This is a genomic window from Streptomyces sp. NPDC034086, from assembly GCF_055575515.1.
The window spans coordinates 899,257-924,310 of record NZ_JBVISM010000002.1 but is presented as its reverse complement, the minus strand read 5'-3'; the positions used below and the strand labels follow the sequence as shown (position 1 = coordinate 924,310).

Below are 25,054 nucleotides of genomic sequence, written 5' to 3'. Positions count from 1 at the left end.
CCCCACCACGGTAGGACTCCGCCGGGCTTTCGGTGTTTATCCGGCATGGAGCACCTTCCCGCGCCCCTGCTCCGCTTTGGCACTGTCCCTCTCCCGGTACTCCGGTCAGGAGGCCGGCGGGCTGGCCTTCAGGGCGAGCCACAGCTCCATCCGGACGTCCGGGTCGTCCAGGGAACGGCCGAGGATCTCCTCGACGCGCTTCATGCGGTAGCGCAGGGTGTGGCGGTGGACGCCGAGGTCGGCGGCGGCCGCGTCCCACTGGCCGTGGCGGGAGAGCCACGCCTGCAGGGAGGCCACCAGGTCGCCGCGGCCGGTCGCGTCGTGTTCCCGCAGGGCCCGCAGGGTGCCGTCCGCGAAGGCGCGTACGGCGTCGTCGGCGAGCAGCGGCAGGACGGAGCCCGCCGCGAGGTCCTCGTGCTCGACCAGCGCCCTCCCCCGCCGCCGGGCCACCGCGAGGGACTGGTCGGCCTGCTTGAGGGCCGCCGCGACCCCGGCCGGGCCGGCCGGCGCCGACAGGCCGACCACCAGTTCGTCGGGCTCCGGCCCGGCCGCGTCCCGGCCGCGCCGGGACTCCTGGGCCTCCGCGTGGTCGGCGCACGCCTGTGCCGCCGAGCCGCCGTCGGCGGCCAGCACCACCAGCCGGCCCGGCTCCGGGACCACCAGCAGCGTCTCCCCGGTCCGCGCCGCCGCCGACTCCACCGCGTCGGCCAGCAGCGCCAGCCCCTCCGGCTGGGCCGTCCCGGGCAGCGCCGGCTCGGCGACGATGATGCGGAACGGTGCCTCCAGCAGGGCCCCGTACAGATCACCGGCCACGGCCCGCGCGTGCTCCGGCTCCCCCTCCAGCAGCATCCGCAGCACCGCCGCGCCCAGCCGGGACTCCGCGTCGTGCAGCGACCGGGAGCGCTCCGTGGTCAGGGTCAGCAGCGCGACGGCAGAGTGCACCGCGTACCGCTCGGCGGTGCCCAGCGGGGCCGCGGTCCCGACGGCGAGGGCGCCCCGGGCCCGGCGCCCGGTGCCGAGGGACTGGAGCTCGACCCGGTCCTCGGCGCCGCCCACCACCGCGCTCGCCGGCGCGGGCCGCTCCCGCAGCCGCTCCACGTCGGGGGTGAGCCGGGCGGCCCGCCGCGCCGCCCAGTCGGGGGCGGCGGCGACGACCGCGCCGGAGGTGTCGTACAGCGCGGCCCAGCCGTGCACGTGGGCCGCCAGCCTCGCCAGCAGGTCGGCGGGGCCGTCGGAGGACAGCGCGGCCCGGGTCAGCTCCCGCTGCGCCTCGAAGCCGGCGGTCACGGCCCGGTACTGGTCGGCGGCCAGCGCGGCGGAGACGGCCTTGCTGATGGCGAGGAACGGGGTGCGCCGCGGCACCTCCAGCAGCGGCAGGTCCTCCTCGCGGGCGGCCTGGAGCAGTGCTTCGGGGATGGCCTCGTAGTTGACCCCGACGGCGAAGCCGATGCCGACGACCCCGGCGGCGGCCAGCCGCCGTACGTAGCGGCGCATCTCCTCGGGGTCGTCCGCGTCGAGCTTCATCGCGGTGACGAGCAACAGCTCGCCGCCCTCCATGTACGGCACGGGGTCGGCGAGTTCGCTGACGTGGGCCCAGCGCACGGGGGTCTCGAGGCGGTTCTCCCCGGCCCGGACGGTGAGCTTGAGCGCCGAGTGCTGGACGAGCGAGGCAAGGGTGAGCGGCATCGGGTTCCAGACGGGGAGGGAGGGGGACGGGGCCGCGGAGCGGGTCTTCGCCGTGTCGTATGAACGACCCTTTCGATTCTGCCATCCCGTACGGGTCCCCTCAGCCGGTGCGCACGCCGGTGCTCAGCCGGTCCCCGACAGCCGGAGCAGCAGCGGAGCGGCCCGTTCCCCCCGTACGGAGGTCAGTGACAGCACCGCGCAGCCGGGCGGCACGGCATGTGCCAGCTCGGAGGCGGACCAGCGTTCGCGCTCGACCTGGCGCACGGTGACCGCGTCGGTGGTCACGGCCTTCCCGGTGACCAGCTTGCGGAAGGCGTGCAGGGCCCGGGTCAGCGGCTGGTCGGCGAAGACCGTCCGGTGGGTGACGTCCCGGGTCTCGACCCACTCGGTGCCCCAGGCCTCGGCGAAGCGCTGCCCGTCCCAGGTGGTGACCCCGGAGAACGCCATCCGGCAGCCGACCGCGCCCAGCAGCGGCGTGCGCAGGGGCTCCGGTACGTCGTCCAGGGTGCGCAGGGTGAGCAGGACCCCGGCGTTGGCCGAGCGCAGGCGCTGTACGCCGCGGACGGTCTCCGGGGTCAGGGTGTGCGCGGCGTCGTCCAGGGCGAGGAAGGCGAACAGCGAGCGGTCGGCGCGGGCGGCGGCGGAGGCGTTGAACTGGGCGAGGAGCAGCCGGGCCAGCATCCGGGAGGCGTCGGCGTGCCCGCGTTCGGGGAGGTCGACGCGGACCCGTACGGGGTGTTCGAGGGCGCGCAGGGAGAAGGGGCGCCCCCGCCGCTCGGAGCCGCCGGCGGCCGCCCGGGCGTCGTAGGCCCCGACGTCGAAGAAGCCGGCGAAGGCGGGCCGGTCCAGGAGGGCGGCCCGGCCGGCGAGCGCCGGTCCGGGGTCCCCGGGGGCACCCTGCTGGCGCAGGCGCGCGTCGAGTTCGCGGAGCATGGCCTGCCGGCCGGTGCCCTCCAGTGCCTGGCGGAGCGCGGTGAGGGCGGAGGGCACCCCGTCGAGCAGTTCGCGCAGTTCGGGTACGGCGGGGAAGCGGCCGTACGCCTCCCGGAAGGGGCCGATCAGCTGGGCGAGGGTGGTCGCGGCCCGGCGTACGTCGACGCCGGGGACGTCTCCGACGAAGGCCTCGGCGAGGAGGCCGGCGGCTTCGTCGGGGTCGGCGGTGCCGCCGTAGAGGTCGAGGTCGTGGACGGAGGCGGGGTCGCCGACGCGCACGACGATGTCGTAGGCGCTGTCGGGGCCGAGCTGCGCACCGGCCGCGCCGACGGCGACGACGGCGGCGCGGCCGGCCAGCGCCTGGAGCGCGAGCGATTCGACGACGGGCCGGACGAGGCGGGCGGTCTTGCCGGTGCCGGAGGGGCCGACGGCCAGCAGGGAGGTGCCGAGCACGCCGGGATCGAGGGCGAGGCCGGTGCCCCGGCGGGCGTAGGGGTTGCGCTCCCCGTCCTCGACGGTGCCGAGCAGCACCTGCCGGGCCAGCAGGTCGTGGCGGGCGGCCCGGGCCGGCAGGTCGCGGTCGCCGGAGGGGTGGACGCAGGCGGCGGCGCCCTTCTCCCGGACGGCGGTGTCGAAGGCCCGCAGCCGGGTGGGGTCGGCCCGTACGGACTCCCAGGCGCGCCGGATGCGGGTGTAGTCCACGTCGTTCATCCGCCCGGCCGCGGCTTCGGCGCCCAGCCGCTCGGCGGCCGCGGCGAGTCCCGCCGCGCGCAGCTCCGGCCAGTCGGCGGGGTCGGCGCCGGGGGCGGCCTGCACGGGGGCCGTCCCGGCCCCCGGAGCGGGGGCGGGCCGGCGGGCCAGCCGGGCGAAGAAGACCAGGACCGGTGCCAGCACCACCCCGTACACGAGCCAGGTGACCAGCTGCTGCACGCCGGGGCTCATCTGCGCGTAGGGCAGGTGGCCCCCGACGAGGCCGAGGAGGGGCACGGTCCGGGTCCAGATGATCACCACGACGAACAGGGCCAGCGCCGCCGCGCCGAGGACCCGCGCGCGGGGGCCGCGGGCCGCGACGAGCCGTTCGAAGGCCAGGCCCCAGGAGCCGAGGCGGCTGAACCACACCACCAGCGCCGCGGTGACGAGCAGCATGTACGCCTGGAGCGCGGCGACGCCGGGCCCGGGTCTGGGCGCGCCGCCGAGTTCCCACCAGTCGTGCGGGGTGAGCAGTTTGACCGGCAGGTCGGTGTACGGGATGTAGTTGTCGGTGATCAGCGACCACAGCAGGACGCAGGCGAGGAAGGAGATGACCACCCCGCTGAGCAGCGACCGGTCCGTGACGGGGTCCTCCTCGCTCCCGGCGCGCGGGACGTGTCCGAAGCGCCAGACGCCCGGTTCGGCCCCCGGGCGCGGGGTGCGCAGCCAGTCGGTGAAGGGGGAGGCTGTGGCGGGGGCGTGCCGGGGCTTCGGCGGCGTCCCGGGCGGCGGCTGCGGCCCCGCCGGCCGTGGGACGTGACCCTCGCGGGTCGACGGTCCGTCGTGCGTGCCCTCGGTGTTCATGAAACCCCTGCCCCCTGCCCGTTCCCAACGCGCCGCGGCGCTCAATCTAGTGCCCGGGCGGGCCCTTGGCCCCGCACCCCGCGGTGATCCGCGGGACGGGCGCCGGTTCCTTCCTATGGCCGTCACGGACAAGGACACGCGGGCACCACTCCCGAACGGAGCATGCCCTACCCCCTCCGGCGGGCCTAGCCTGCGGACAAAGACACAAGTGCGTCCGAAAACACCCCCCAGGAGCCCTCCATGACCGCTGTCCCGCAGGAGCGTCGCATCGTCACCGCGATCCCCGGCCCCAAGTCTCGGGAGCTGCAGGCCCGCCGCCTCGAGACGGTGGCCGGCGGCGTGGGCTCCGTGCTCCCCGTCTTCACGGCCCGCGCGGGCGGCGGCATCATCGAGGACGTCGACGGCAACCGCCTGATCGACTTCGGCTCCGGCATCGCCGTGACCTCGGTCGGCGCCTCCGCCGAGGCCGTGGTGCGCCGCGCGTCCGCGCAGCTCGCCGACTTCACGCACACCTGCTTCATGGTCACGCCGTACGAGGGCTACGTCGAGGTCTGCGAGGCGCTCGCCGAGCTGACCCCGGGCGACCACGCCAAGAAGTCGGCGCTGTTCAACTCGGGCGCCGAGGCCGTCGAGAACGCCGTCAAGATCGCCCGTTCGTACACCAAGCGCCAGGCCGTCGTCGTCTTCGACCACGGCTACCACGGCCGTACGAACCTGACGATGGCGCTGACCTCGAAGAACATGCCGTACAAGCAGGGCTTCGGCCCGTTCGCCCCCGAGGTCTACCGCGTCCCGGTCGCCTACGGCTACCGCTGGCCCACCGGCGCCGAGAACTGCGGCCCCGAGGCCGCCGCCCAGGCGATCGACCAGATCACCAAGCAGATCGGCGCCGACAACGTCGCCGCGATCATCATCGAGCCGGTCCTCGGCGAGGGCGGCTTCATCGAGCCGGCCAAGGGCTTCCTCCCGGCGATCGTGAAGTTCGCCAACGACAACGGCATCGTCTTCGTCGCCGACGAGATCCAGTCCGGCTTCTGCCGCACCGGCCAGTGGTTCGCGTGCGAGGACGAGGGCATCGTCCCGGACCTGATCACCACCGCCAAGGGCATCGCGGGCGGTCTGCCGCTGGCCGCCGTGACCGGCCGGGCCGAGATCATGGACTCCGCCCACGCGGGCGGTCTGGGCGGCACCTACGGCGGCAACCCGGTGGCGTGCGCCGGCGCGCTCGGCTCCATCGAGACCATGAAGGAACTCGACCTCAACGCCGCGGCGAAGAAGATCGAGTCCGTCATGAAGGCCCGCCTGACGGCCATGCAGGAGAAGTACGAGATCATCGGCGACATCCGCGGCCGCGGCGCCATGATCGCGATCGAGCTGGTGAAGGACCCGGTCTCCAAGACCCCGTTCCCGGAGGCGGCCGGCGCGCTCGCCAAGGCCTGCCACGCCGAGGGCCTGCTCGTCCTCACCTGCGGCACCTACGGCAACGTGCTCCGCTTCCTCCCGCCGATCGTCATCGGCGAGGACCTGCTCAACGAGGGCCTGGACATCATCGAGGGTGCTTTCGCGGCGCTCTGACCGAACGTCAGTTCCGCAGGCCTAGAACGCCTGGACGCGGCGCCCGCCCCCTACCACCGGTAACGGGCGGGCGCTGTGAAGAAGCTGTGGGGGGCCGATGGCGGGTGCGCGTTCCCGCTGTCGGTCCCCTTTTCGCTGGCGTACGGTTTCTGCAGATGAGTGAGACAGACCGTTCCCGGGAGACCGGGGACGACACCGGTACCGGGCTTCCCCAGCGCCGTACTGGTCATGCGTTCGCGCACACTCCTCTCCGATCGGACGGCCGTCCGCCCCACACCCCCCGGGGCGCGCGGCAACCCGGTCCGGCCGGCCGCCCCGGAACCATCCCCCCTGTTCCGGGGCGGCCGGCCCTCCTCACCACGGCCCTGTGCCTCGGCCTCTTCGCCCTGATCACCTGGCAGGTCCTGGTGTCGGGGCCGCTCCTGGTCCCGGACCACGCGCTCAGCGGCGCCCTCGTGCGGACCGTGCCCGACGCCGTCACCGAGCGCCTCGCGGACCTGGGCAACGTCCCGGTCGCCGTCCCCGTCCTCGCGCTGGCCATGGCGTACGCCGCCCGGCGCGGCCGGCGCCTCGCCGCGCTGGCGGCCGGCCTGGCGATGGCGCTGGTGCCGGCGCTGATCGTCCCGCTCAAGGCGTGGACCGCCCGGCCGGGCCCGCTGGAGCCCTGGGCCGCCGGGTACTACCCCTCGGGCCACACGGCGACGGCCCTGACCGCCTACGTGGGCGCGGCGCTGCTCCTCGCCCCGTACACCCGCCGTCCCTGGCCGGTGCCCGCCGCGGTCCTCCTCTCGGCGGCGACGGCCACGGGCCTGGTCCTGCGCGGGTTCCACTGGCCCCTCGACGTGCTGGGCGGCGTCCTGCTGTGCGTACCGCTGCTGCTGGCGGTGCGCCGGGCGGCCGGCGCCCGCGGCGGGAGCTGAGCCCCGGCGCCCCGCACCGGGGCGGCCCGGCCCCGCCGCCGGGGTCCGGGCGGTCAGGGCCTGCGGGGCTCCTCCGCCAGTGCCGCCGCGGCCTCGTGCAGCGCGAGTTCCAGCGCCGCCGGGCCGGTGAGCGTGCCGCGCCCGTCCGGCACTTCCAGCCAGCGGACGCCGCCGGTCGCCCGGCCGGGGTACGGGACCACGATCCAGGTCCCGCGCCCGGCCCCCCGTACGCCCGTGCCGATCCAGCGGGCCGCCGTGCCCGGGGGCACGAAGAACCCCACCCGGGCGTCCCCGGAGTCGGCCAGCACCGGGCCGGGCGGAACGGACAGCAGGCGCAGGACGTCGAGGGCGGGCAGCCCCAGCTCCCCCGGCACGATCAGCACGTCCCAGAGCCGGCCGGCGGGCAGCAGGACGACCCCGAGGGGATCGCGCTCCCACTCCCACCGGCAGGCAGCCGGATCCGGTGCTGCCGAAACCAGCCATTCCACCGCGGTCCTCGCTCCCGGGAGCGTCATCGCCCGGCCTCCGTCGTCTCGTCTGGGTGTGGTTCTCACCGGGAGAGAGCGGGGCCGGGCGGGGCTATGACGCGGGTTGCGTTACTCCATGGAGGTGAAGCGCACCCGGGTGGACCGCGGGGGCGCGCCGGGGCGTACGAGTGTGCCGGCGTACGCGTGTGCGCCGTGGCGTACGGGGGTCAGCTGTCGAAGCCGAGCCCGAGGCGGTCCATCGTCCTGAGCCACAGGTTGCGGTGGCCGCCGCGGGCGTCGGCGCGGGCCAGCGACCACTTGGTGAGGGCGATCCCGGTCCAGGCGAGGGGCTCGGGCGGGAACGGCATGGGCTTGGACCTCACCATCTCCAGCCGGGTGCGCTCGGTGGACCGGCCGTCGAGCAGGTCCAGCATCACGTCGGCGCCGAAGCGGGTGGCCCCCACGCCCAGCCCGGTGTAGCCGGCGGCGTAGGCCACCCGGCCGCGGTGCGCGGTGCCGAAGAAGGCCGAGAAGCGGGAGCAGGTGTCGATCGCCCCGCCCCAGGCGTGGCTGAAGCGCACCCCCTCCAGCTGCGGGAAGGCGGTGAAGAAGTGCTCGGCGAGCTTGAGGTAGGTCTCCGGGCGGTGGTCGTACTCGGAGTCGAGCTTCCCCCGGTAGGGGTAGACCGCGTCGTACCCGCCCCACAGGATCCGGTGGTCCCTGGTGATCCGGAAGTAGTGGAACTGGTTGGCGCTGTCGCCCAGTCCCTGGCGGTTCTTCCACCCGATGGAGGCCAGCTGCGCCTCGTCCAGCGGTTCGGTCATCAGCGCGTAGTCGTAGACCGGGACGGTGAAGGGGCGGATGCGGCGCACCAGCGACGGGAAGATGTTGGTGCCCAGCGCGACCCGGCGGGCGAGGATCGTGCCGTAGGGGGTCTCCACCGTCATCGCGGCGCCCGCCTGAGCCAGCTTCAGGCCGCGCGTGTTCTCGTAGATCCGCACGCCCTGCTCCAGGCAGGCCCGCTTCAGGCCCCAGGCCAGCTTCGCCGGGTTGAGCATGGCCACGCCGTCGCGGTCCCACAGGCCCGCGAGGAAGGTGGGCGAGTCGATCTCCGCGCGCAGCGCCTCCCCGTCCAGCCACTCGGAGCCCGCGCCGAGGCCCAGCCGGCGGGCCTGCTCGTGCAGCTCCCGCAGCTCCTCGACCTGGTGCGGCTCGGTGGCCACGTCGATCTCGCCGGTGCGCTCGAAGTCGCAGTCGATGCCGTAGCGGGCGACGGCCTCCTCGATGGCGTCGAGGTTGCGGGCGCCCAGCTCCTCCAGCTTGGCCAGCTCACCGGGCCAGCGGGCGAGGCCGTTGGCCAGGCCGTGGGTGAGGGAGGCCGCGCAGAAGCCGCCGTTGCGGCCGGAGGCGGCCCAGCCCGCCTCCTTGCTCTCGATCAGTACGACGTCCCGTCCCGGGTCGCGCTCCTTGGCGAGCAGCGCGGTCCACAGGCCGCTGTAACCGCCTCCGACGACCAGCAGGTCGCAGCGCTCGTCGGAGGTGAGGGCCGGCTGCGGAGCCGGGCGGCCGGGGTCGTCCAGCCAGTACGAGACCGGCTTCGCTTCGGAAAGGGATTTCGCGACACTACGCATGGCGACTGGGGCCATGGCTTCCAACTCCCTACGGGGATCTACTTCGGTTGTGCCTTCTTGCGGCGGTTGCCGGCCCACTGGCCGGCGAGGACCACCAGCACCGCGATGACGAACATCGCCGTGCCGATGACGTTGATCTGGACGGGCGTACCGCGCTGGGCCGATCCCCAGACGAACATGGGGAAGGTGACGGTGTTGCCCGAGTTGAAGTTGGTGATGATGAAGTCGTCGAAGGAGAGCGCGAAGGACAGCAGCGCGCCCGCCGCGATTCCGGGGGCCGCGATCGGCAGGGTGACCCTCAGGAAGGTCTGCGCCGGTCCGGCGTAGAGGTCGCGGGCGGCCTCCTCCAGGCGCGGGTCCATCGACAGGACGCGTGCCTTGACGGCGGCGACGACGAAGCTGAGGCAGAACATCACGTGGGCGATGAGGATGGTCCAGAAGCCCAGCCGGATGCCCATGTTGAGGAAGAGGGCGAGCAGAGAGGCCGCCATCACGATCTCGGGCATGGCCATCGGCAGGAAGATCAGGGAGTTCACCGCACCGCGCGCCCGGAACCGGTACCGGACCAGCGCGAAGGCTATGGCGGTGCCGAGGACCGTGGCCCCGATGGTGGCCCACAGGGCGATCTGGAGGGAGAGCGCGAGGGAGCCGCACAGGTCGGCGACCCCGCAGGGGTCCTTCCAGGCGTCGAGGGAGAACTCCTGCCAGGCGTAGTTGAACCGCCCGGTGGGGTCGTTGAAGGAGAACACCGTCACGACGACGTTCGGCAGGATCAGGTACGCGAGCGTGGCGAGGCCCGCGATGACCACGAGATTGCGGCGGAGCCAACGCATCAGACCAGGTCCTCCGTCCCCGCTCGGCGGATGTAGATGGTGACCATGATCAGCACGATGGCCATGAGGATGAAGGACAGCGCGGCCGCCGTCGGGTAGTCGAGGATCCGCAGGTACTGCGACTGGATGACGTTGCCGATCATCCGGGTGTCCGTGGAGCCGAGCAGTTCGGCGTTCACGTAGTCGCCGCTCGCCGGGATGAAGGTGAGCAGGGTCCCGGAGACCACCCCCGGCATCGACAGCGGGAAGGTCACCTTGCGGAACACCGTGGCGGGGGTGGCGTACAGGTCGCCCGCCGCCTCGTGGAGGCGGGTGTCGATCCGCTCCAGCGAGGTGTAGAGCGGCAGGATCATGAAGGGGAGGAAGTTGTACGTCAGGCCGCAGACCACCGCGAGCGGTGTGGCCAGGACCCGGTTCCCCTCCGTCATCCCGAGCCAGCCGGTGACGTCGAGGAAGCCCACCGCGTCGAGGGCGCCGACCACCGGGCCGCCGTCGGCCAGGATCGTCTTCCAGGCCAGGGTGCGGATCAGGAAGCTGGTGAAGAAGGGGGCGATGACGAGGACCAGCAGCAGGTTGCGCCAGCGGCCCGCCTTGAAGGCGATCAGGTAGGCCAGCGGGTAGCCGAGCAGCAGGCACAGCGCGGTCGCGGTGCCGGCGTAGAGCAGGGAGCGCAGGAACTGCGGGAGGTACTCGGTCAGGGCGTCCCAGTAGGTCCGGAAGTGCCAGGTGACCTCGAAGCCCTCTTCGAGCGAGCCGGTCTGCACCGAGGTGGAGGCCTGGTAGATCATCGGCAGCACGAAGAAGACGAGCAGCCACAGGATGCCGGGGAGCAGCAGCCAGTACGGGACCAGGCGCTTCTTCAGGGCCGCCCGGTGGACCGGGGGCCCGGCGGGAGCGGACGCCTCGGGGGGCGCGGCGGTGGCCGTCATGCGCCCTCCCCGACCGTCTCGATGCCGGCCTCCATGTCCTGGGCGGCGTCCAGGCCGAAGGTGTGCTCGGGGTTCCAGTGCAGGACGACGTCGGCGCCGGGGACGAGGCGGCTGTCCCGCTCGATGTTCTGGACGTACACCTCCAGCCCGGGGCAGATCCGGCTGTCGATGACGAACTGGGTGGAGACGCCGATGAACGAGGAGTCGGCGATCGTGCCCGCGACCTTGTTGCGGCCGGCCGCGACGGTGGACTCCTCGGCCGCCGGAACCAGGGAGATCTTCTCGGGGCGCACGCCCACGAGGAGCTTTCCGCCCGCGCGGGGCGTGGTCGAGCACCGGGCGGCGGGCAGCCGCAGCGTGGTGCCCGAGGCGGAGACGGTCACGTCGGATCCGGTGGACTCGACGGAGGCCTCGATGAGGTTCGAGGTGCCGAGGAAGTTGGCGACGAAGGTGGTGCGCGGGTTCTCGTACAGCTCGGCGGGGGCGCCCAGCTGCTCGACGCGGCCGCCGTTCATCACGGCGACCGTGTCGGCCATGGTCATGGCCTCCTCCTGGTCGTGCGTGACGTGGACGAAGGTGATGCCCACCTCGGTCTGGATCCGCTTGAGCTCCAGCTGCATCTGGCGGCGCAGCTTCAGGTCGAGGGCTCCCAGCGGCTCGTCGAGCAGCAGCACCTGGGGGTGGTTGATCAGGGCGCGGGCTACGGCCACGCGCTGCTGCTGGCCGCCGGAGAGCTGGTGCGGCTTCTTGCGGGCGTGCTCTCCGAGCTGGACGAGGCCGATCATCTCGTCGACCTGCTTGCGGACGGAGGCGACACCGCGGCGGCGCAGGCCGAACGCGATGTTCTCGAAGACGTCCATGTGCGGGAACAGGGCGTAGCTCTGGAAGACGGTGTTCACCGGGCGCTTGTACGGCGGCAGGTGGGTGACCTCGCGGTCGCCGAGGCCGATGGTGCCCGTGGAGGGCTCCTCCAGGCCGGCGATCATGCGCAGGGTGGTGGTCTTCCCGCAGCCCGAGGCGCCGAGCAGGGCGAAGAAGGAGCCCTGGGGGATGGTGAGGTCCAGCGGGTGCACGGCGGTGAAGGAGCCGTAGTGCTTGCTGATCCCGGCGAGGCGTACGTCGCCGCTCGCGGTCTTGTCGGTCATGGGCCTGGGCCTTCGGTGGTGTGTCGGGGGAGGGGACGGACGGGGCGCGGGGGGGGCGGGGCGTGGGCCCGGTCAGGCGCCGATGAGCTTGGCGAACTTCTCCTCGTACGCCGTCTCTTCCTCGCTGGTGAGGGAGCGGAAGGCGTGGGCCTTGGCTGCCATCTCCTTGTCCGGCACGATCAGAGGGTTGTCCGCGAGCGCCGGGTCGATCTTGGCGAGCTCTTCCTTGACGCCGTCGACGGGGCAGACGTAGCTGATGAACGCGGCGAGCCGGGCCGCGACCTCGGGCTGGTAGTAGTAGTCGACGAGCTTCTCCGCGTTGGCCTTGTGCCGGGCCTTGACGGGGACGAGCAGGTTGTCGCTGGAGGTGATGTACCCGGCGGCGGGGATCGCGTACTTGATGTCCGGGTTCCCGGCCTGGAGCTGGATGACGTCGCCCGCCCAGGCGAGACAGGCCGCCAGGTCGCCCTTGTCGAGGTCGGCGGTGTAGTCGTTGCCGGTGAAGCGGCGGATCTGCTGGGTGTCCACGCCCTTCTGGAGGCGGCCGATCGCCGTGTCGAAGTCCGCGGTGGTGAAGTTCGCCGGGTCCTTGCCCTGGTCGAGCAGGGTCATGCCGACGCTGTCGCGCATCTCGGTGAGGAAACCGACGCGGCCCTTGAGCGAGGGGTCGTCGAGGAGCTGGGTGACGGAGTCGACCTTCCTGCCGCCGGTGGCCTTGGAGTTGTAGGCGATGACGGTGTCGATGCCGGTCCAGGGGTAGCTGTGGGCGCGGCCCGGGTCCCAGTCGGGGTTGCGGAACTGGGGGATCAGGTTGGCGTAGGCGTGCGGGAGGTGGGAGGGGTCCAGCTTCTGCGCCCAGCCGAGACGGATGATGCGGGCGGCGAGCCAGTCGGTGACGACGATCAGGTCGCGGCCGGTGTCCTGGCCGGCGGCGAGCTGCGGGCGGATCTTGCCGAAGAACTCGACGTTGTCGTTGATGTCCTCGGTGTACTTGACCTGGATCCCGGTCCGCTTGGTGAACTCCTCCAGCGTGGGTCGGGTCTTCTCGTCGTCGCTGGTGTCCATGTACTCGGTCCAGTTGGAGAAGACGACCTCCTTCTCCTCGTCCGAGTGGTCGTCGGACGCCACGGCGCCGCCCTCCCGTCTGGCGGGCGGGATGCCGCAGGCGGTGAGGGCCGAGAGGCCGCCCAGGGTGAGCGCCCCGACGCCGGAGGCGCGCAGCAGCGAGCGGCGGGTGAGGGCGCCCCGTCCGCTGCTGAGGCTGCGCCGCATCGCGGCGGTCTGCGCCGCCGAGAGGCGGTCGGGCTCGAACTGCTCCATGCGCGTTGCCCTTTCGGGAGGAATGGCCACTGGTCAGACGGCCGGCTTCTGTCGGTCCCCGAAGATCGTGCGGTGCCAATCCTTCGCGGCTACCGCAGTATTGTCGAACATCACATGCTTGACCTGCGTGTACTCCTCGAACGAGTAGGCGCTCATGTCCTTGCCGAAGCCGCTCGCCTTGTAGCCGCCGTGCGGCATCTCGCTGATGATCGGGATGTGGTCGTTGACCCAGACGCAGCCCGCCTTGAGCTCGCGGGTCGCGCGGCCCGCCCGGTAGAGGTCGCGGGTCCAGGCGGAGGCCGCGAGACCGTACGGGGTGTCGTTGGCCAGGGCCAGGCCCTCGTCGTCGGTGTCGAAGGGCAGGACCACCAGCACCGGGCCGAAGATCTCCGACTGGACGGCCTCGCTGTCCTGCGCGGCGTCGCGGATGAGGGTCGGCCGGTAGTACGCGCCCGCGGCGAGGCTGCCGCCCCCTTCCCCGGTCCGCGGGATCTCGCCGCCGGTGACGACGGTCGCGTACGAGCGGGCGCGCTCGACGAACGCGGCGACCCGGTCGCGCTGGGCGTGTGAGACGAGCGGGCCGAGGTCGGTGGCCGGATCGAAGGGGTCGCCGAGGCGGACGGTCTCCATCAGTTCGGCGACGCGGGCCGTGAAGGCGTCGTGCAGGGGGCGCTGCACGTAGGCGCGGGTGGCTGCGGTGCAGTCCTGGCCGGTGTTGATGAGGGAGGCGGCGACGGCACCCTGGGCGGCGGCCTCCAGGTCGGCGTCGTCGAAGACGACGAAGGGCGCCTTGCCGCCGAGCTCCAGGTGGAGCCGCTTGACGGTGGCGGTCGCGATCTCGGCGACCCTCCTGCCGACCGCGGTGGAGCCGGTGAAGGAGGTCATCACCACGTCGGGGTGGCCGACCAGGTGCTCGCCGGCGTCGCGCCCGGCGCCGGTGACGATGTTGACCACGCCGTCGGGGATCCCCGCCTCCTTGGCCGCCTGGGCGAACATCAGGGAGGTCAGCGGGGTCAGTTCGGCGGGCTTGAGGACGATCGTGTTGCCGGCGGCGATGGCCGGGAGGATCTTCCAGGCGGCCATCTGGAGGGGGTAGTTCCAGGGGGCGATGGAGCCGACGACCCCGATGGCCTCCCGGCGCACGTAGGAGGTGTGGTCCGCCGAGTACTCACCGGCCGCCTGGCCCTGGAGGTGGCGGGCCGCGCCGGCGAAGAAGGCGGTGTTGTCGATGGTCCCCGGCACGTCGAACTCCGTCGACAGCCTGAGCGGCTTGCCGCACTGGAGGGACTCGGCGTACGCGAAGTCCTCCGCCTGCTCCGCCAGTACGCCGGCCAGCCGGTGCAGGGCGTCCGAACGCTCACCCGGAGTGGCGGCCGACCACGCGGGGAAGGCCCGCTTGGCGGCGGCCACCGCCTCGTCCACGTCCGCCGGGCCGGCCAGCTCGTAGGTGAGCACCTCGTCGCCGGTGGCGGGGTCGACCACGGTGTGCGACCGCCCCGAGGTGCCGGAGCGGAGCCGTCCGTCGATGTACTGCGCGCCGTCTGCGAAGCGGTCCTTGACCTGGAAGCGGTTACCCATCGCTCTCACGCTCTCCGTAGCTACAGCTCGAATTGAGTGCCGATCCTGGCAGAGGCGTTCCCCCGCGCCAAGTGATTCCGTTGTTGCCTTTTGATCACGCGACGGAATCGGTCGACCATATGTCGAGGCATCCCCGAAATCCCGTACGAAGTGTCCGTGGTGACTGCGAGACTCGCGTGCATGGACATGTTGGACACGCTGATCGAGCAGGTCAGCCGGGGTCAGCGGGTGAAGTACCTGCCGTTCTGGGGGCACCGGCCGCGGCCCGACGGGAAGCTCGGGCCGAGCTGCCTGAGCCAGTGGTGGCCGTCTCCCTTCACTGTGGGTGACGTCCGGTACGCCACGGCCGAGCACTGGATGATGGCCGGGAAGGCACGCCTGTTCGGGGACGCGGAAGCCGAGCGCGCCGCGCTGGAGGCCCGCGGCCCGGCGGCGGCGAAGAAGGCCGGACGGCTGGTGCGCCGGTTCGACGAGACGGTCTGGGAGCGGGAGCGGTTCGCGCTGGTCGTGGAGGGCAGCGTGCACAAGTTCGGCTCCGACCCGGCGCTGCGCTCCTACCTGCTGGGCACGGGGACGCGGGTGCTGGTCGAGGCGAGCCCCCTGGACCGGGTCTGGGGCATCGGCCTCGCCGCCGACGACGAGCGGGCGCTCCAGCCCGCCCGCTGGCGCGGCCTGAACCTGCTGGGCTTCGCCCTGATGGAGGCCCGGGAGCGGCTGCGCGCGGAGGGGGCGTGAGGGAGCGGCGCCGGGTGGCGGCCGTCATCGTGCGCGACGGCCTGCTCCTGATGGTGCGCGAGCGGCACCGGGGGGCGTCCGGGCTCCATGACGGAGCGGAGTACTGGACGCTGCCCGGGGGCGGAGTGGAGCCCGGGGAGGACCTGGAGGCGGCGGTCCGGCGGGAGGTGGCCGAGGAGACGGGGCTGCGCCCCCTGGAGGTGCGGTACGCCTTCGAGGCGCCCTACCCCTCGGGGTGGACGACCTGCTTCCGGGTGGAGGTGGCGCCCGGGGAGCCGGTCCTGGGGGTCGACGGGGACCTGGAGTGCCCGTGCCCCCGGATGGTGGGGCTGTCCTGGGTCCCGCTGACCCGCGCCGCCCCGGACGGGCCGTACATGGTGCCGACGCTGCTGTCGGCCGCCCCGCTCTGATCCGGGCGGCCGGAGCGGGGCGGCCGGAGCGGGGCCGCCCGTCAGACCCGTTCGCGGGGCGTGTCGATCTGGGACACGGAAGACGGGGAGTCGCTGCCGCCGTCGTAGTCCTCGAGTTCGGGAACCAGGAAGACGAGCAGCGTCATGCCTATGCCGAGCACGACCCCGACCGCGCCGAGGATGATGCCGGCCAGCGCCACACCGCCGTTGGTGGCTTCGCCCCGGGCGGCCTTCCCCCTGCCCAGCGCGCCGAAGACGATCGCCGCGATACCGAGGGCGATCGGGCCGACCATGGTGGCGCAGACGAACACCGACAGGATGCCGAGCACGAGGGCGGTGACCCCGAAGCCGTTGCTCGCGGGCGGCACGGCGTACGGGTACGGGTATCCCGGCCCGCCCGGGTAGCCCGGGTACCCGGGGTGACCCGGCTGGCCCGGGTAGCCGGGGTAGCCCGGCGGGACGGGCGGGCCCGGGTAGGCGTACGCGCCGCCGGCCGGCTGCGCCGGGTACCCGTACGCGGACCCGGGGGCCGGCGGCTGCGGGTACGGGTACGGGGCGGCCTCCGGCGGTGCCGGCTGGGGCGGCGGATACCCGGAGGGGTCGGACGCCGGGTTCGCGCCGGGCATCCCCGCCACCGTCGGCTGGTCGTGCACGGGCGGGACCGGCGGCACCGGACGCGCCCCCGGCGCCTTCTCCGGGCCGGCCGCCGGCCGCTCGGGCGGCGCCCACGGGTCCCTCGGTTCAGGGCTGTGGTCGGTCATGCGGCGCCCCCCTCTCTCGTACGGCCATGCTAAGCGCTGCCGCCGACACCGCCGGGGCCTGCCTACGATGAGGCCGACCCGCCCGACCCGTGTCCTCCCGGAGGCCCCCATGCCCGACCTGCACCCCTTCATCGCGGGGCTGCCCAAGGCCGAACTCCACGTCCACCACGTCGGCTCGGCGTCCCCGCGCATCGTGGCCGAACTCGCCTCCCGCCACCCCGACTCGAAGGTCCCCACCGACCCCGAGGCGCTCGCCGACTACTTCACCTTCACCGACTTCGCCCACTTCATCGAGGTCTACCTGTCGGTCGTCGACCTGGTCCGCACCCCCGACGACGTCCGCACCCTCACCTTCGAAGTGGCCCGTGACATGGCCCGCCAGAACATCCGCTACGCCGAACTCACCATCACCCCCTACTCCTCCACCCGCCGCGGCATCGACGAGCACGCCTTCATGGAAGCCATCGAGGACGCCCGCAAGGCGGCCGAGACCGAGCTCGGCGTCATCCTGCGCTGGTGCTTCGACATTCCCGGCGAGGCCGGTCCCGAGGCCGCCGCCGAGACCGCCCGCCTCGCGGTCGACCTGCGCCCCGAGGGTCTGGTCTCCTTCGGCCTGGGCGGCCCCGAGATCGGCGTCCCGCGCCCCCAGTTCAAGCCGTACTTCGACGCGGCCCGCGCCGCCGGGCTGCACAGCGTCCCGCACGCGGGCGAGAGCACCGGGCCGGAAACCATCTGGGACGCCATCCGCGAGCTGGGGGCCGAACGCATCGGCCACGGCACCACCGCCCCCCAGGACCCGGAGCTGCTGAAGTACCTCGCGGACAACCGGATCGCCCTGGAGGTCTGCCCGACCTCCAACATCGCCACCCGCGTGGTGACCGACCTCGACCGGCACCCCGTCAAGGAGATGGTGGCGGCGGGCGTGCTCGTCACCATCAACAGCGACGACCCGCCGATGTTCGGCACCGACCTCAACAACGAGTACGCGGTGGCCGCCCGCCTCCTCGACCTCGACGAGCGCGGCCTCGCGCGGCTCGCCAAGAACGCCGTCGAGGCCTCCTTCCTGGACCCGGCCGGCAAGGCGGCGCTCCTCGCGGAGATCGACGCGTACACCAGCGAATGGCTCGCCCGCTGACTCTAGTTGCTCCCCGCGCCCCGAGAATGGGGCGCATGAGCAACCTGACTGCCGTCGGTCACCGCGGCGATCCCTACCGGTTCCGTGAGAACACCCTCGCCTCCGTCCGCTCCGCCTTCGCCCGGGGGGCGGACGCGGTGGAGGTCGACGTACGGCTGACCCGCGACGGCGTGCCGGTCCTGCTCCACGACGAGACGCTGGAGCGGCTGTGGGGGCACGACGTGCGGCTCGACGCCGTCACGGCGGCCCAGTTGGAGGAACTCACCGAGGGCCGGGTCCCGACGCTGCGCCAGGCGCTGACGGAGGCCGGCGCGGAGGACGGGCGGCTGATGATCGACCTGCCGGGTGCCTCGTACGAGACGGTGAGGACCGTCGTCGGCCTGGTGCACGAGTGCGGGGCGCGCGACCGTACGTACTACTGCGCCGGGCCGAACACCATGCTCGCGGTCCGTGCCGCGGACCCGGGCGCCGAGATCGCGCTGACCTGGACCACCCTGTCGCCGCCTCGCCGGGTGCTGATCAACGCCGTGGCCCCGCGCTGGCTCAACTACCGCTTCGGCCTGGTCAGCCGCGAGCTGACCGGGGCCCTGCACCGGGACGGGCTGCTGGTGTCGGCCTGGACGGCGGACACCAAGCGGTCGATGCGCCGCCTGCTGAGGGCCGGGGTGGACTCCGTCACCACGAACCGGGTGGACGCGCTGGCCGCCGTACGGGCCGAGCTCGGCCGGTGACCCGCCCGCCGGGGGGAGGGCTGCGCGGACGGGTGCTGCGGGCGGACCCGCGCCGGCAGGACCTGGGTCTGGCGCTGCTGGTGCAGGTGGCGACGACCATTCCGTTCGTGGTGCCCCGCGACCCGCAGCATCCGCCGGCCACCTGGACCGCGTACCTGGTGACGACGCTGGGCACGGTGCCGCTGGTGTGGCGGCGCCGGGCCCCGGTGGCGGCGGTGCTCGGGGTGATCGCGGCGGGCTCCCTCTACCAGCTGGGCATGGACGGCCCCGGGCAGCCGCTGCCGTACGCCGGGCTGATCTGCGTCTACACGATCGCCCTGGTCAGCCCGGCGCGGGTGCGGCTCGTCATGGGCGGGCTCCTGACGGTGGTGATCGCCGTGTCGGTGGCGCTCAACACCGGGTCGGCGCGGGAGCTGCTGTTCTCGCTGTTCGTCTTCGCGGCGGCCTTCGCGCTGGGGCGGCTCCAGGCCACCCGGCAGGCCTACACCGCGGCCGTGGAGGACCGGGCGGCGCAGCTGGAGCGCGCGAACCGGATCGAGGCCGAGCAGGCGGCGGCACGCGAACGGGCCCGCATAGCCCGGGAGATGCACGACGTCCTCTCGCACGCGGTCAGCATCATGATCGTGCAGGCGGAGGCCGGGCCGGTGGCGGTGCGCGCGGCCCCGGCCCGGGCGGAGGCGGCGTTCGAGGCCATCGCCGAGACGGGGCGGGACGCGATGGCGCAGCTGAGGACGATGCTGGGGGTGCTGCGGGCGGAGGAGCCGGCGGCGGCTCCGCGCGCGCCGCAGCCCGGGATCGGGGAGTTGCCGGTGCTCCTGGACCGGGTGCGGGCCGGCGGGCTCGCGGTGTCGTACGGGCGGACGGGCCGGGTGCGCGACCTGCCGGCGGCGCTGGAGGCGACGGTGCACCGGGTGGTGCAGGAGGCGCTGACGAACGTGGTGAAGCACGCGGGGGCCTCGACGGTGGAGGTACGCCTGGAGTACGGGGAGGACGTGCTGACGGTGACGGTCGCGGACGACGGCCGGGGCCCGGCGCCGACCCCGGGCGGCGGGCACGGGCTGATCGGGCTCCGCGAGCGGGCGGCGGCGCACGGCGGGACGGCGCGGACCGGCCCGGGGGCGGACGGGCGGGGCTTCACGGTGCGGGTGACGCTGCCGACCTCGGTAACCTCGCCGCTGGGGGTGGGGAAGTGACGATCCGTGTGGTGGTGGCCGACGACCAGGAGCTGGTGCGCAGCGGCTTCGCGATGATCCTGGACGTCCAGGAGGACATCGAGGTCGTGGCGGAGGCCGGCGACGGGGCGGCGGCGGTGGCGGCCGTGGAGCGGCTCGCGCCGGACGTGGCGCTGCTGGACGTGCGGATGCCGGTGCTGGACGGGATCGAGGCGTGCCGGGCGATCTCCGCGCGCGGCGCGTGCCGGGTGGTGATGCTGACGACCTTCGACTCGGACGAGTACGTGTACGAGGCGCTGCACGCGGGGGCGAGCGGCTTCCTGCTGAAGGACGTGCGGCGGGACGACCTGGTGCACGCGGTACGGGTGGTCGCGGCGGGCGAGTCGCTGCTGGCGCCGTCGGTGGCGCGGAAGGTGATCGAGGAGTACACGGCGGCGACGGCCCGGCCCTCCGGTCCCGCGCTCGCGCTCGCCGCGGAGCGGCTGGAGGTGCTGACCGCGCGGGAGCGGGAGACGCTGCTGCACCTGGGACGGGGGCTGTCGAACGCGGAGATCGCGGCGGCGCTGGTGGTGAGCGAGCACACGGTGAAGTCGCACGTGGGGAACGTGCTGGCGAAGCTGGGGCTGCGGGACCGGATCCAGGCGGTGATCTGCGCGTACGAGACGGGGCTGATCGCGGCGGGCTCCGGGGTCTCTCCCCCCGGGTTCTCTCCCTCGGGCGTCTCTCCCTCCGGGGAGGGAGGGGGCGGCGTGTCGGATCCCTCGCGCCGGTGAGTTGTCGTACCGCTGAAGACCCCTCTCACTGGTGATCCGCGACTGCCCCCGCGGGGAGCAGCATTGAGGTCGTCGGGGCAGTCGGCCCCGTGGAACGGACCGCACACAGGGGGAACCGTCATGAAGGCACGTACGCACACGCTGCTCGCCGCCGCTCTGGTCCTGGGGATCGCCGCCGGACCGGTGGCCGCCGCGCAGGCCGCTCCGGCTCCGGCGCCCGTCTCGGCGGGGGTCGCCCCGCCCGTCTTCACCACGCCGCCGGACGCGGCGGCCCTGGAGAAGGCGATCGCGGGTGTCGGCGCGCGGAACGAGGACGCCACGGCGGCCCTGGTCCGGGTGGGGGGTACGAGCGGCGGCTGGCGCGGCAGCTCGGGCGTCGCGGACGTCCGCAGCGGGCGCGCGGCGATCGAGAACGCCCGCTTCCGGGCCGGATCGGTGACCAAGACCTTCACGGCGGCGGTGGTGCTCCAGCTCGCCGCCGAGGGGCGGGTGGACCTCGACCGGCCCGTGCAGGAGTACCTCCCGGGGCTGCTGCCGGGCGGCCCGGGCGGCTTCAAGCCGGTCAAGGTGCGGGAACTGCTGAACTACACGAGCGGCCTGCGGTCCGCCGACGGCCCCGGGGACGCCTTCGCGGACGAGTACGCGCACCGCTTCGACGTGGTCGACCCGCGGGCGCTGATCGCCAACGCGGTGGCCAAGGGGCCCGAGTACGACCCGGGCAGCAAGCAGCGCTACAGCAACATCCACTACACGGTGCTGGGCGTGCTGATCGAGAGGCTGACGGGGACGACGTACGAGAAGGCCGTGTCCGACCGGATCACCAAGCCGCTGGGCCTGCGCCACACCTCGTTCCCGTCCCGGACCCAGAACCGCATACCCGGCGCCCACAACCACGGCTACCAGGCGGTGGAGGGGGCCGACGGGAGCAGCTCGCTGGTGGACGTGTCGGAGTGGAACTCCTCGTCCAACTGGGCCGCCGGGGACCTGATATCGACCACGGCGGACCTGGAGCGCTTCACGGTGGCGCTGTTCCGCGGCGAGGTCGTCCCGAAGGCGCAGCTCGAGGAGATGTTCACGGTGCCCGACGTCCCGGACGCCGCGAGCGAGACCGGCGCGCACGCCGTGCAGACGTCCGGCATGAAGGAGTTCGTGCTGGAGGACGGCACGAAGGTCTACGGCAAGACGGGGGCGCGTCACGGCTACAGCACGGTCATCGGCGCCGCCCGCGACCTGTCCCGCACGCTCGTCTACTCGGTGAACTCCACCGACGCCAAGGGACGGGACATGAACCGGGTGGCCTACGGCATCGTCGCGGCGGCGTTCGCCAGGTAACCGGGGGCTTGTCCGGCCCGGACGGTGGTCACAGTCCGACGATGGCGTTCCAGCGTTTGGCGAAGGAGGGGCGTTCGGCGGAGGAGATGTCCCGGGCGACGGCGAGGCGTGCGCGCATCGCCCCGTCGGGGAAGATCAGCGGGTTCTCGGCCAGCCGGGCGGTCTCCCCGTCCGGGGAGGCGGCCAGGACCTCTCGGGCGGCGGGCACCGGGCAGACGTAGTTGACGGCCGCCGCGAGTTCGGCCGCGACCGCCGGGTCGTAGTAGTGGTCGACGAGTGCCTCGGCGTTGGCCTTGTGCCGGGCGAGGTTCGGGACGAGCAGGCTCTCGGCCCACAGCTCGGCGCCCTCCTCGGGGACCACGAACTCGATGTCGGGGTTGTCGGCCCGGAGCTGGATGGCGTCGCCCGAGTAGGCCTGGCAGGCGAGGACGTCGCCCTTGCCGAGATCGGAGGTGTAGTCGTTGCCGGTGAAGCGGCGGATGTGCTTCTTCCTCACCATCCTCTCGACCTGGTCGCACATCCGGTGGAAGTCGGATTCGGTCCAGCGGGTGACGTCGGTGCCGTTGCCCTGCATCAGCAGGGAGAAGGATTCGTCGAGCCCGGAGAAGAGGGTCACCCTGCCCGCGAGGTCCGGGTGCCAGAGGTCCCTGACGGATCTGATCTCCCGGCCCAGCGCCCTGCGGTTGTAGGCGATGCCGGTGATCCCGGACTGCCAGGGGACGGTGTGCGTGCGGCCCTCGTCGAAGGCGGGGGAACGCAGCTGCGGATCCAGGTGTCGGGCGACGTTGGGCTGCGCCGAGCGGTCCATCCTCTGGGCCCAGCCGAGACGGACGAAGCGGGCGGCCATCCAGTCGCTGACCACGACCAGGTCGTGGCCGGTCGCCTGGTGGTTCATCAGGGCCGGGCCGACCTTGCCGAAGAACTCGTCGTTGTCGTTGATCTCCTCGGTGTAGCGGACCTCGATGCCGGTCCTCCGGGTGAAGGCCTCCAGCGTCGGACGGCTCTCCTCGTCCTGGTCGTCGGTGTCGATGTAGAGCGGCCAGTTGGAGAAGGCGAGGGCACGGTCGCGGTCCGACAGGTCCCGGCCCCGGCGCCGGTCCTCCGGGACGTACGCGGCGGGCACGCCGCAGCCGGCCAGGGCGGCGAGCAGACCCGCGGCGCCGAGGCCGCGCAGCGCCGCGCGGCGGGAGACGAGTTCAGGCATGGCCTCACCCTCGGACAGCACGACGGGGCGGGCAATAGACAAGGTGTCTACTGCCCGCCCCGTCAGGGCCCTGCGGTGATCAGTGCGCCGGCGCCGGTTGCGCCGGCCGCGGATCAGGCGTCGAGCGAGGTCATCACGTGCTTGATGCGGGTGTAGTCCTCGAAACCGTAGGCGGAGAGGTCCTTGCCGTAGCCGGACTTCTTGAAGCCGCCGTGCGGCATCTCGGCGACGAGCGGGATGTGGGTGTTGATCCACACGCAGCCGAAGTCGAGGTTCTTGGACATGCGCATGGCGCGGGCGTGGTCCTTGGTCCAGACGGAGGACGCGAGGGCGAACTCGACGCCGTTCGCGTACTCGAGGGCCTGGGCCTCGTCGGTGAAGGACTGGACCGTGATGACGGGGCCGAAGACCTCGTTCTGGATGATCTCGTCGTCCTGCTTGAGGCCGGAGACGACGGTCGGGGCGTAGAAGTAGCCCTTCTCGCCGACCTGGTGGCCGCCCGCCTCGACCTTGGCGTGGGCGGGGAGGCGCTCGATGAAGCCCGCGACCTGCTTGAGCTGGTTCGGGTTGTTCAGCGGGCCGTACAGCACGTCCTCGTCGTCCGGCTGGCCGGTCTTGGTGTCGGCGGCGGCCTTGGCGAGCGCGGAGACGAACTCGTCGTGGATGGACTCGTGGACGAGCACGCGGGTGGCGGCCGTGCAGTCCTGGCCGGCGTTGAAGTAGCCGGCGACCGCGATGTCCTCGACGGCCTTGGCCAGGTCGGCGTCCTCGAAGACGACGACGGGGGCCTTGCCGCCGAGCTCCAGGTGGACGCGCTTGACGTCCTTGGAGGCGCTCTCGGCGACCTGCATGCCGGCGCGCACCGAGCCGGTGATGGAAGCCATCGCCGGGGTGGAGTGCTCGACCATGGCCTTGCCGGTCTCGCGGTCGCCGCAGACGACGTTGAAGACGCCCTTGGGCAGGATCGAGTCGATGATCTCGGCCATCAGGACGGTCGAGGCCGGGGTGGTGTCCGAGGGCTTGAGGACGACGGTGTTGCCCGCGGCGATCGCCGGGGCGAACTTCCACACGGCCATCATCATCGGGTAGTTCCACGGCGCCACCTGGGCGCAGACGCCGACCGGCTCACGGCGGATGATCGAGGTCATCCCCTCCATGTACTCGCCGGCCGAGCGGCCCTCGAGCAGGCGCGCGGCGCCCGCGAAGAAGCGGATCTGGTCCACCATCGGGGGCAGTTCCTCGCTGGCCGTCAGGGCCAGGGGCTTGCCGGTGTTCTCCGACTCGGCGGCGATCAGCTCGTCCGCGCGCGCCTCGAAGGCGTCCGCGATCTTCAGCAGCGCCTTCTGGCGCTCCGAGGGCGTGGTGTCGCGCCAGCCCGGGAAGGCCGCCGCGGCGGCCGCCATGGCGGCGTCGACGTCGGCCTGGCCCGACAGCGGGGCGGTGGCGTACACCTCGCCGGTCGCGGGGTTGACCACGTCGGTGGTCCGCCCGTCGGCGGCGTCCTTGAACTCCCCGCCGATGTAGTTGCGCAGACGACGCAGTTCGGTGGTCACTACAGCCACTCTCCTGATCACATGTCCAACGAATGAGACGACCTGCCAAGCCTAGCCCCTCCGTCGACGCTTTCGACAGAGCCGGACCCCACCACCTACGAAATCCGTTCAATCGGAGACCCGCGACAACGGATTTCATCGGTTACGGGTTGCGGAACAGACGACTCCTCGTGCACAGTGAGGTCGTGGTCAGTCGAAGCGCAGATTCCAGGAACAGACAACCGTCCCCTTCGGTCGATGCTGTGTCCCTGGCGATCATCGAGCAACTGCAGGAGGACGGCCGCCGTCCCTATGCATCGATCGGCAAGGCCGTGGGCCTCTCCGAAGCGGCGGTGCGCCAGCGCGTGCAGAAGCTGCTCGATCAGGGCGTCATGCAGATCGTCGCCGTGACGGACCCGCTCACCGTGGGCCTGCGGCGTCAGGCAATGGTCGGCATCAACGTCGAGGGAGACCTCGACCCGGTGGCCGACGCCCTGACCGCCATGGCCGAGTGCGAGTACGTCGTGATGACCGCGGGGTCGTTCGACCTGATGGTGGAGATCGTCTGCGAGGACGACGACCACCTGCTCGAAACGATCAACAAGAAGATCCGCACGCTCCCCGGCGTGCGATCAACCGAAAGCTTCGTTTACCTGAAGCTGAAGAAGCAGACCTACATGTGGGGAACTCGATAGCCC

The 25,054-nt window shown here is 72.7% G+C and carries 22 protein-coding genes; 10 read left to right on the top strand and 12 right to left on the bottom strand.

Going from position 1 to position 25,054, the window contains the following annotated elements:
• Positions 1-105 precede the first annotated feature (105 nt).
• Together ACZ514_RS09660 and ACZ514_RS09655 are read right to left on the bottom strand one after the other, a co-directional pair.
• A complete protein-coding gene (locus tag ACZ514_RS09660) occupies positions 106-1,686 on the bottom strand; it encodes a PucR family transcriptional regulator (RefSeq protein WP_469124456.1) in 1,581 nt (526 codons plus the stop codon).
• Positions 1,687-1,809: 123 nt separating this feature from the next.
• Entirely contained in the window at positions 1,810-4,173 is a 2,364-nt protein-coding gene (locus tag ACZ514_RS09655) for an ATP/GTP-binding protein (protein WP_469124455.1), read from the bottom strand.
• 240 nt (positions 4,174-4,413) lie between these two features.
• On the opposite strand from ACZ514_RS09655, the gene gabT reads away from it, so the two are divergent.
• Together gabT and ACZ514_RS09645 are read left to right on the top strand one after the other, a co-directional pair.
• The gene (gene gabT / locus ACZ514_RS09650; RefSeq protein ID WP_469124454.1) at positions 4,414-5,748 is read left to right on the top strand and encodes a 4-aminobutyrate--2-oxoglutarate transaminase; all 1,335 of its coding nucleotides are present in this window, start codon (positions 4,414-4,416) and stop codon (positions 5,746-5,748) included.
• A gap of 155 nt (positions 5,749-5,903) precedes the next feature.
• Positions 5,904-6,668, top strand: a complete 765-nt coding sequence (locus ACZ514_RS09645) for a phosphatase PAP2 family protein (RefSeq protein ID WP_469124453.1) — start codon at positions 5,904-5,906, stop codon at positions 6,666-6,668.
• Between the two features lie 53 nt (positions 6,669-6,721).
• On the opposite strand, the gene ACZ514_RS09640 is transcribed toward ACZ514_RS09645, so the two are convergent.
• From ACZ514_RS09640 to ACZ514_RS09610, 7 genes are all read right to left on the bottom strand, one after another.
• Complete coding sequence (locus tag ACZ514_RS09640; RefSeq protein ID WP_469124452.1) at positions 6,722-7,183, bottom strand: hypothetical protein; 462 nt, start codon at positions 7,181-7,183, stop codon at positions 6,722-6,724.
• A 179-nt stretch (positions 7,184-7,362) separates the two neighbouring features.
• Positions 7,363-8,781, bottom strand: a complete 1,419-nt coding sequence (locus ACZ514_RS09635; RefSeq protein ID WP_468166728.1) for an NAD(P)/FAD-dependent oxidoreductase — start codon at positions 8,779-8,781, stop codon at positions 7,363-7,365.
• Between the two features lie 23 nt (positions 8,782-8,804).
• Complete coding sequence (locus tag ACZ514_RS09630; protein WP_468695593.1) at positions 8,805-9,599, bottom strand: ABC transporter permease; 795 nt, start codon at positions 9,597-9,599, stop codon at positions 8,805-8,807.
• Complete coding sequence (locus ACZ514_RS09625; protein ID WP_468166724.1) at positions 9,599-10,528, bottom strand: ABC transporter permease; 930 nt, start codon at positions 10,526-10,528, stop codon at positions 9,599-9,601. The genes ACZ514_RS09630 and ACZ514_RS09625 overlap by 1 nt, the downstream gene beginning before the upstream one ends.
• Positions 10,525-11,673: an ABC transporter ATP-binding protein gene (locus tag ACZ514_RS09620; RefSeq protein WP_468166722.1), complete on the bottom strand. Its 1,149-nt coding sequence runs from the start codon at positions 11,671-11,673 to the stop codon at positions 10,525-10,527. Before ACZ514_RS09620 ends, ACZ514_RS09625 begins: the two co-directional genes overlap by 4 nt.
• 72 nt (positions 11,674-11,745) lie before the next feature.
• Entirely contained in the window at positions 11,746-12,993 is a 1,248-nt protein-coding gene (locus ACZ514_RS09615; RefSeq protein WP_468166720.1) for a polyamine ABC transporter substrate-binding protein, read from the bottom strand.
• 33 nt (positions 12,994-13,026) lie between these two features.
• Positions 13,027-14,571, bottom strand: a complete 1,545-nt coding sequence (locus ACZ514_RS09610; protein ID WP_469124487.1) for a gamma-aminobutyraldehyde dehydrogenase — start codon at positions 14,569-14,571, stop codon at positions 13,027-13,029.
• A 180-nt stretch (positions 14,572-14,751) separates the two neighbouring features.
• On the opposite strand from ACZ514_RS09610, the gene ACZ514_RS09605 reads away from it, so the two are divergent.
• Both ACZ514_RS09605 and ACZ514_RS09600 read left to right on the top strand, forming a co-directional pair.
• Positions 14,752-15,306, top strand: coding sequence for an NADAR family protein (locus tag ACZ514_RS09605; RefSeq protein ID WP_468166716.1), 555 nt, complete (start codon positions 14,752-14,754; stop codon positions 15,304-15,306).
• Positions 15,303-15,716 carry an NUDIX domain-containing protein gene (locus ACZ514_RS09600; RefSeq protein ID WP_468166714.1) on the top strand — a complete coding sequence of 138 codons (414 nt, stop codon included), beginning with the start codon at positions 15,303-15,305 and terminating at the stop codon, positions 15,714-15,716. The genes ACZ514_RS09605 and ACZ514_RS09600 overlap by 4 nt, the downstream gene beginning before the upstream one ends.
• 41 nt (positions 15,717-15,757) lie before the next feature.
• Here ACZ514_RS09600 and ACZ514_RS09595 read toward each other — a convergent pair whose 3' ends face one another.
• Entirely contained in the window at positions 15,758-16,477 is a 720-nt protein-coding gene (locus tag ACZ514_RS09595; protein ID WP_469124451.1) for a DUF4190 domain-containing protein, read from the bottom strand.
• A 109-nt stretch (positions 16,478-16,586) separates the two neighbouring features.
• Here ACZ514_RS09595 and ACZ514_RS09590 point away from each other — a divergent pair, with 109 nt between their 5' ends.
• The 5 genes from ACZ514_RS09590 to ACZ514_RS09570 all read left to right on the top strand — a co-directional run bounded on the left by ACZ514_RS09590 (position 16,587) and on the right by ACZ514_RS09570 (position 21,620).
• Entirely contained in the window at positions 16,587-17,612 is a 1,026-nt protein-coding gene (locus ACZ514_RS09590) for an adenosine deaminase (protein WP_468695606.1), read from the top strand.
• A 35-nt stretch (positions 17,613-17,647) separates the two neighbouring features.
• Positions 17,648-18,343, top strand: a complete 696-nt coding sequence (locus tag ACZ514_RS09585; RefSeq protein ID WP_469124450.1) for a glycerophosphodiester phosphodiesterase — start codon at positions 17,648-17,650, stop codon at positions 18,341-18,343.
• Positions 18,340-19,536, top strand: coding sequence for a sensor histidine kinase (locus tag ACZ514_RS09580; protein ID WP_469124449.1), 1,197 nt, complete (start codon positions 18,340-18,342; stop codon positions 19,534-19,536). The genes ACZ514_RS09585 and ACZ514_RS09580 overlap by 4 nt, the downstream gene beginning before the upstream one ends.
• A complete protein-coding gene (locus ACZ514_RS09575) occupies positions 19,533-20,288 on the top strand; it encodes a response regulator (RefSeq protein WP_469124448.1) in 756 nt (251 codons plus the stop codon). Before ACZ514_RS09580 ends, ACZ514_RS09575 begins: the two co-directional genes overlap by 4 nt.
• A gap of 120 nt (positions 20,289-20,408) precedes the next feature.
• Positions 20,409-21,620 (top strand): serine hydrolase domain-containing protein, encoded by a 1,212-nt coding sequence (locus tag ACZ514_RS09570; protein ID WP_469124447.1) that lies wholly within the window; start codon positions 20,409-20,411, stop codon positions 21,618-21,620.
• Between the two features lie 28 nt (positions 21,621-21,648).
• On the opposite strand, the gene ACZ514_RS09565 is transcribed toward ACZ514_RS09570, so the two are convergent.
• Positions 21,649-22,824 carry a polyamine ABC transporter substrate-binding protein gene (locus tag ACZ514_RS09565; protein WP_469124446.1) on the bottom strand — a complete coding sequence of 392 codons (1,176 nt, stop codon included), beginning with the start codon at positions 22,822-22,824 and terminating at the stop codon, positions 21,649-21,651.
• A gap of 113 nt (positions 22,825-22,937) precedes the next feature.
• Positions 22,938-24,377: a gamma-aminobutyraldehyde dehydrogenase gene (locus ACZ514_RS09560; protein WP_468166698.1), complete on the bottom strand. Its 1,440-nt coding sequence runs from the start codon at positions 24,375-24,377 to the stop codon at positions 22,938-22,940.
• A gap of 170 nt (positions 24,378-24,547) precedes the next feature.
• Between ACZ514_RS09560 and ACZ514_RS09555 the strand changes: the two genes are divergently transcribed.
• A complete protein-coding gene (locus tag ACZ514_RS09555; protein ID WP_007266859.1) occupies positions 24,548-25,051 on the top strand; it encodes an Lrp/AsnC family transcriptional regulator in 504 nt (167 codons plus the stop codon).
• The last annotated feature ends 3 nt before the right edge of the window (positions 25,052-25,054 follow it).

Bases quoted from the DNA above. Each gene is read 5' to 3' on its own strand.
- ACZ514_RS09620 (WP_468166722.1), bottom strand. From the start codon at position 11,673: ATGACCGACAAGACCGCGAGCGGCGACGTACGCCTCGCCGGGATCAGC.
- gabT (WP_469124454.1), top strand. From the start codon at position 4,414: ATGACCGCTGTCCCGCAGGAGCGTCGCATCGTCACCGCGATCCCCGGC.
- ACZ514_RS09570 (WP_469124447.1), top strand. From the start codon at position 20,409: ATGAAGGCACGTACGCACACGCTGCTCGCCGCCGCTCTGGTCCTGGGG.
- ACZ514_RS09590 (WP_468695606.1), top strand. From the start codon at position 16,587: ATGCCCGACCTGCACCCCTTCATCGCGGGGCTGCCCAAGGCCGAACTC.
- ACZ514_RS09605 (WP_468166716.1), top strand. From the start codon at position 14,752: ATGGACATGTTGGACACGCTGATCGAGCAGGTCAGCCGGGGTCAGCGG.
- ACZ514_RS09640 (WP_469124452.1), bottom strand. From the start codon at position 7,183: ATGACGCTCCCGGGAGCGAGGACCGCGGTGGAATGGCTGGTTTCGGCA.
- ACZ514_RS09615 (WP_468166720.1), bottom strand. From the start codon at position 12,993: ATGGAGCAGTTCGAGCCCGACCGCCTCTCGGCGGCGCAGACCGCCGCG.
- ACZ514_RS09610 (WP_469124487.1), bottom strand. From the start codon at position 14,571: ATGGGTAACCGCTTCCAGGTCAAGGACCGCTTCGCAGACGGCGCGCAG.
- ACZ514_RS09625 (WP_468166724.1), bottom strand. From the start codon at position 10,528: ATGACGGCCACCGCCGCGCCCCCCGAGGCGTCCGCTCCCGCCGGGCCC.
- ACZ514_RS09565 (WP_469124446.1), bottom strand. From the start codon at position 22,824: ATGCCTGAACTCGTCTCCCGCCGCGCGGCGCTGCGCGGCCTCGGCGCC.
- ACZ514_RS09645 (WP_469124453.1), top strand. From the start codon at position 5,904: ATGAGTGAGACAGACCGTTCCCGGGAGACCGGGGACGACACCGGTACC.
- ACZ514_RS09655 (WP_469124455.1), bottom strand. From the start codon at position 4,173: ATGAACACCGAGGGCACGCACGACGGACCGTCGACCCGCGAGGGTCAC.
- ACZ514_RS09635 (WP_468166728.1), bottom strand. From the start codon at position 8,781: ATGGCCCCAGTCGCCATGCGTAGTGTCGCGAAATCCCTTTCCGAAGCG.
- ACZ514_RS09660 (WP_469124456.1), bottom strand. From the start codon at position 1,686: ATGCCGCTCACCCTTGCCTCGCTCGTCCAGCACTCGGCGCTCAAGCTC.
- ACZ514_RS09630 (WP_468695593.1), bottom strand. From the start codon at position 9,599: ATGCGTTGGCTCCGCCGCAATCTCGTGGTCATCGCGGGCCTCGCCACG.
- ACZ514_RS09585 (WP_469124450.1), top strand. From the start codon at position 17,648: ATGAGCAACCTGACTGCCGTCGGTCACCGCGGCGATCCCTACCGGTTC.
- ACZ514_RS09595 (WP_469124451.1), bottom strand. From the start codon at position 16,477: ATGACCGACCACAGCCCTGAACCGAGGGACCCGTGGGCGCCGCCCGAG.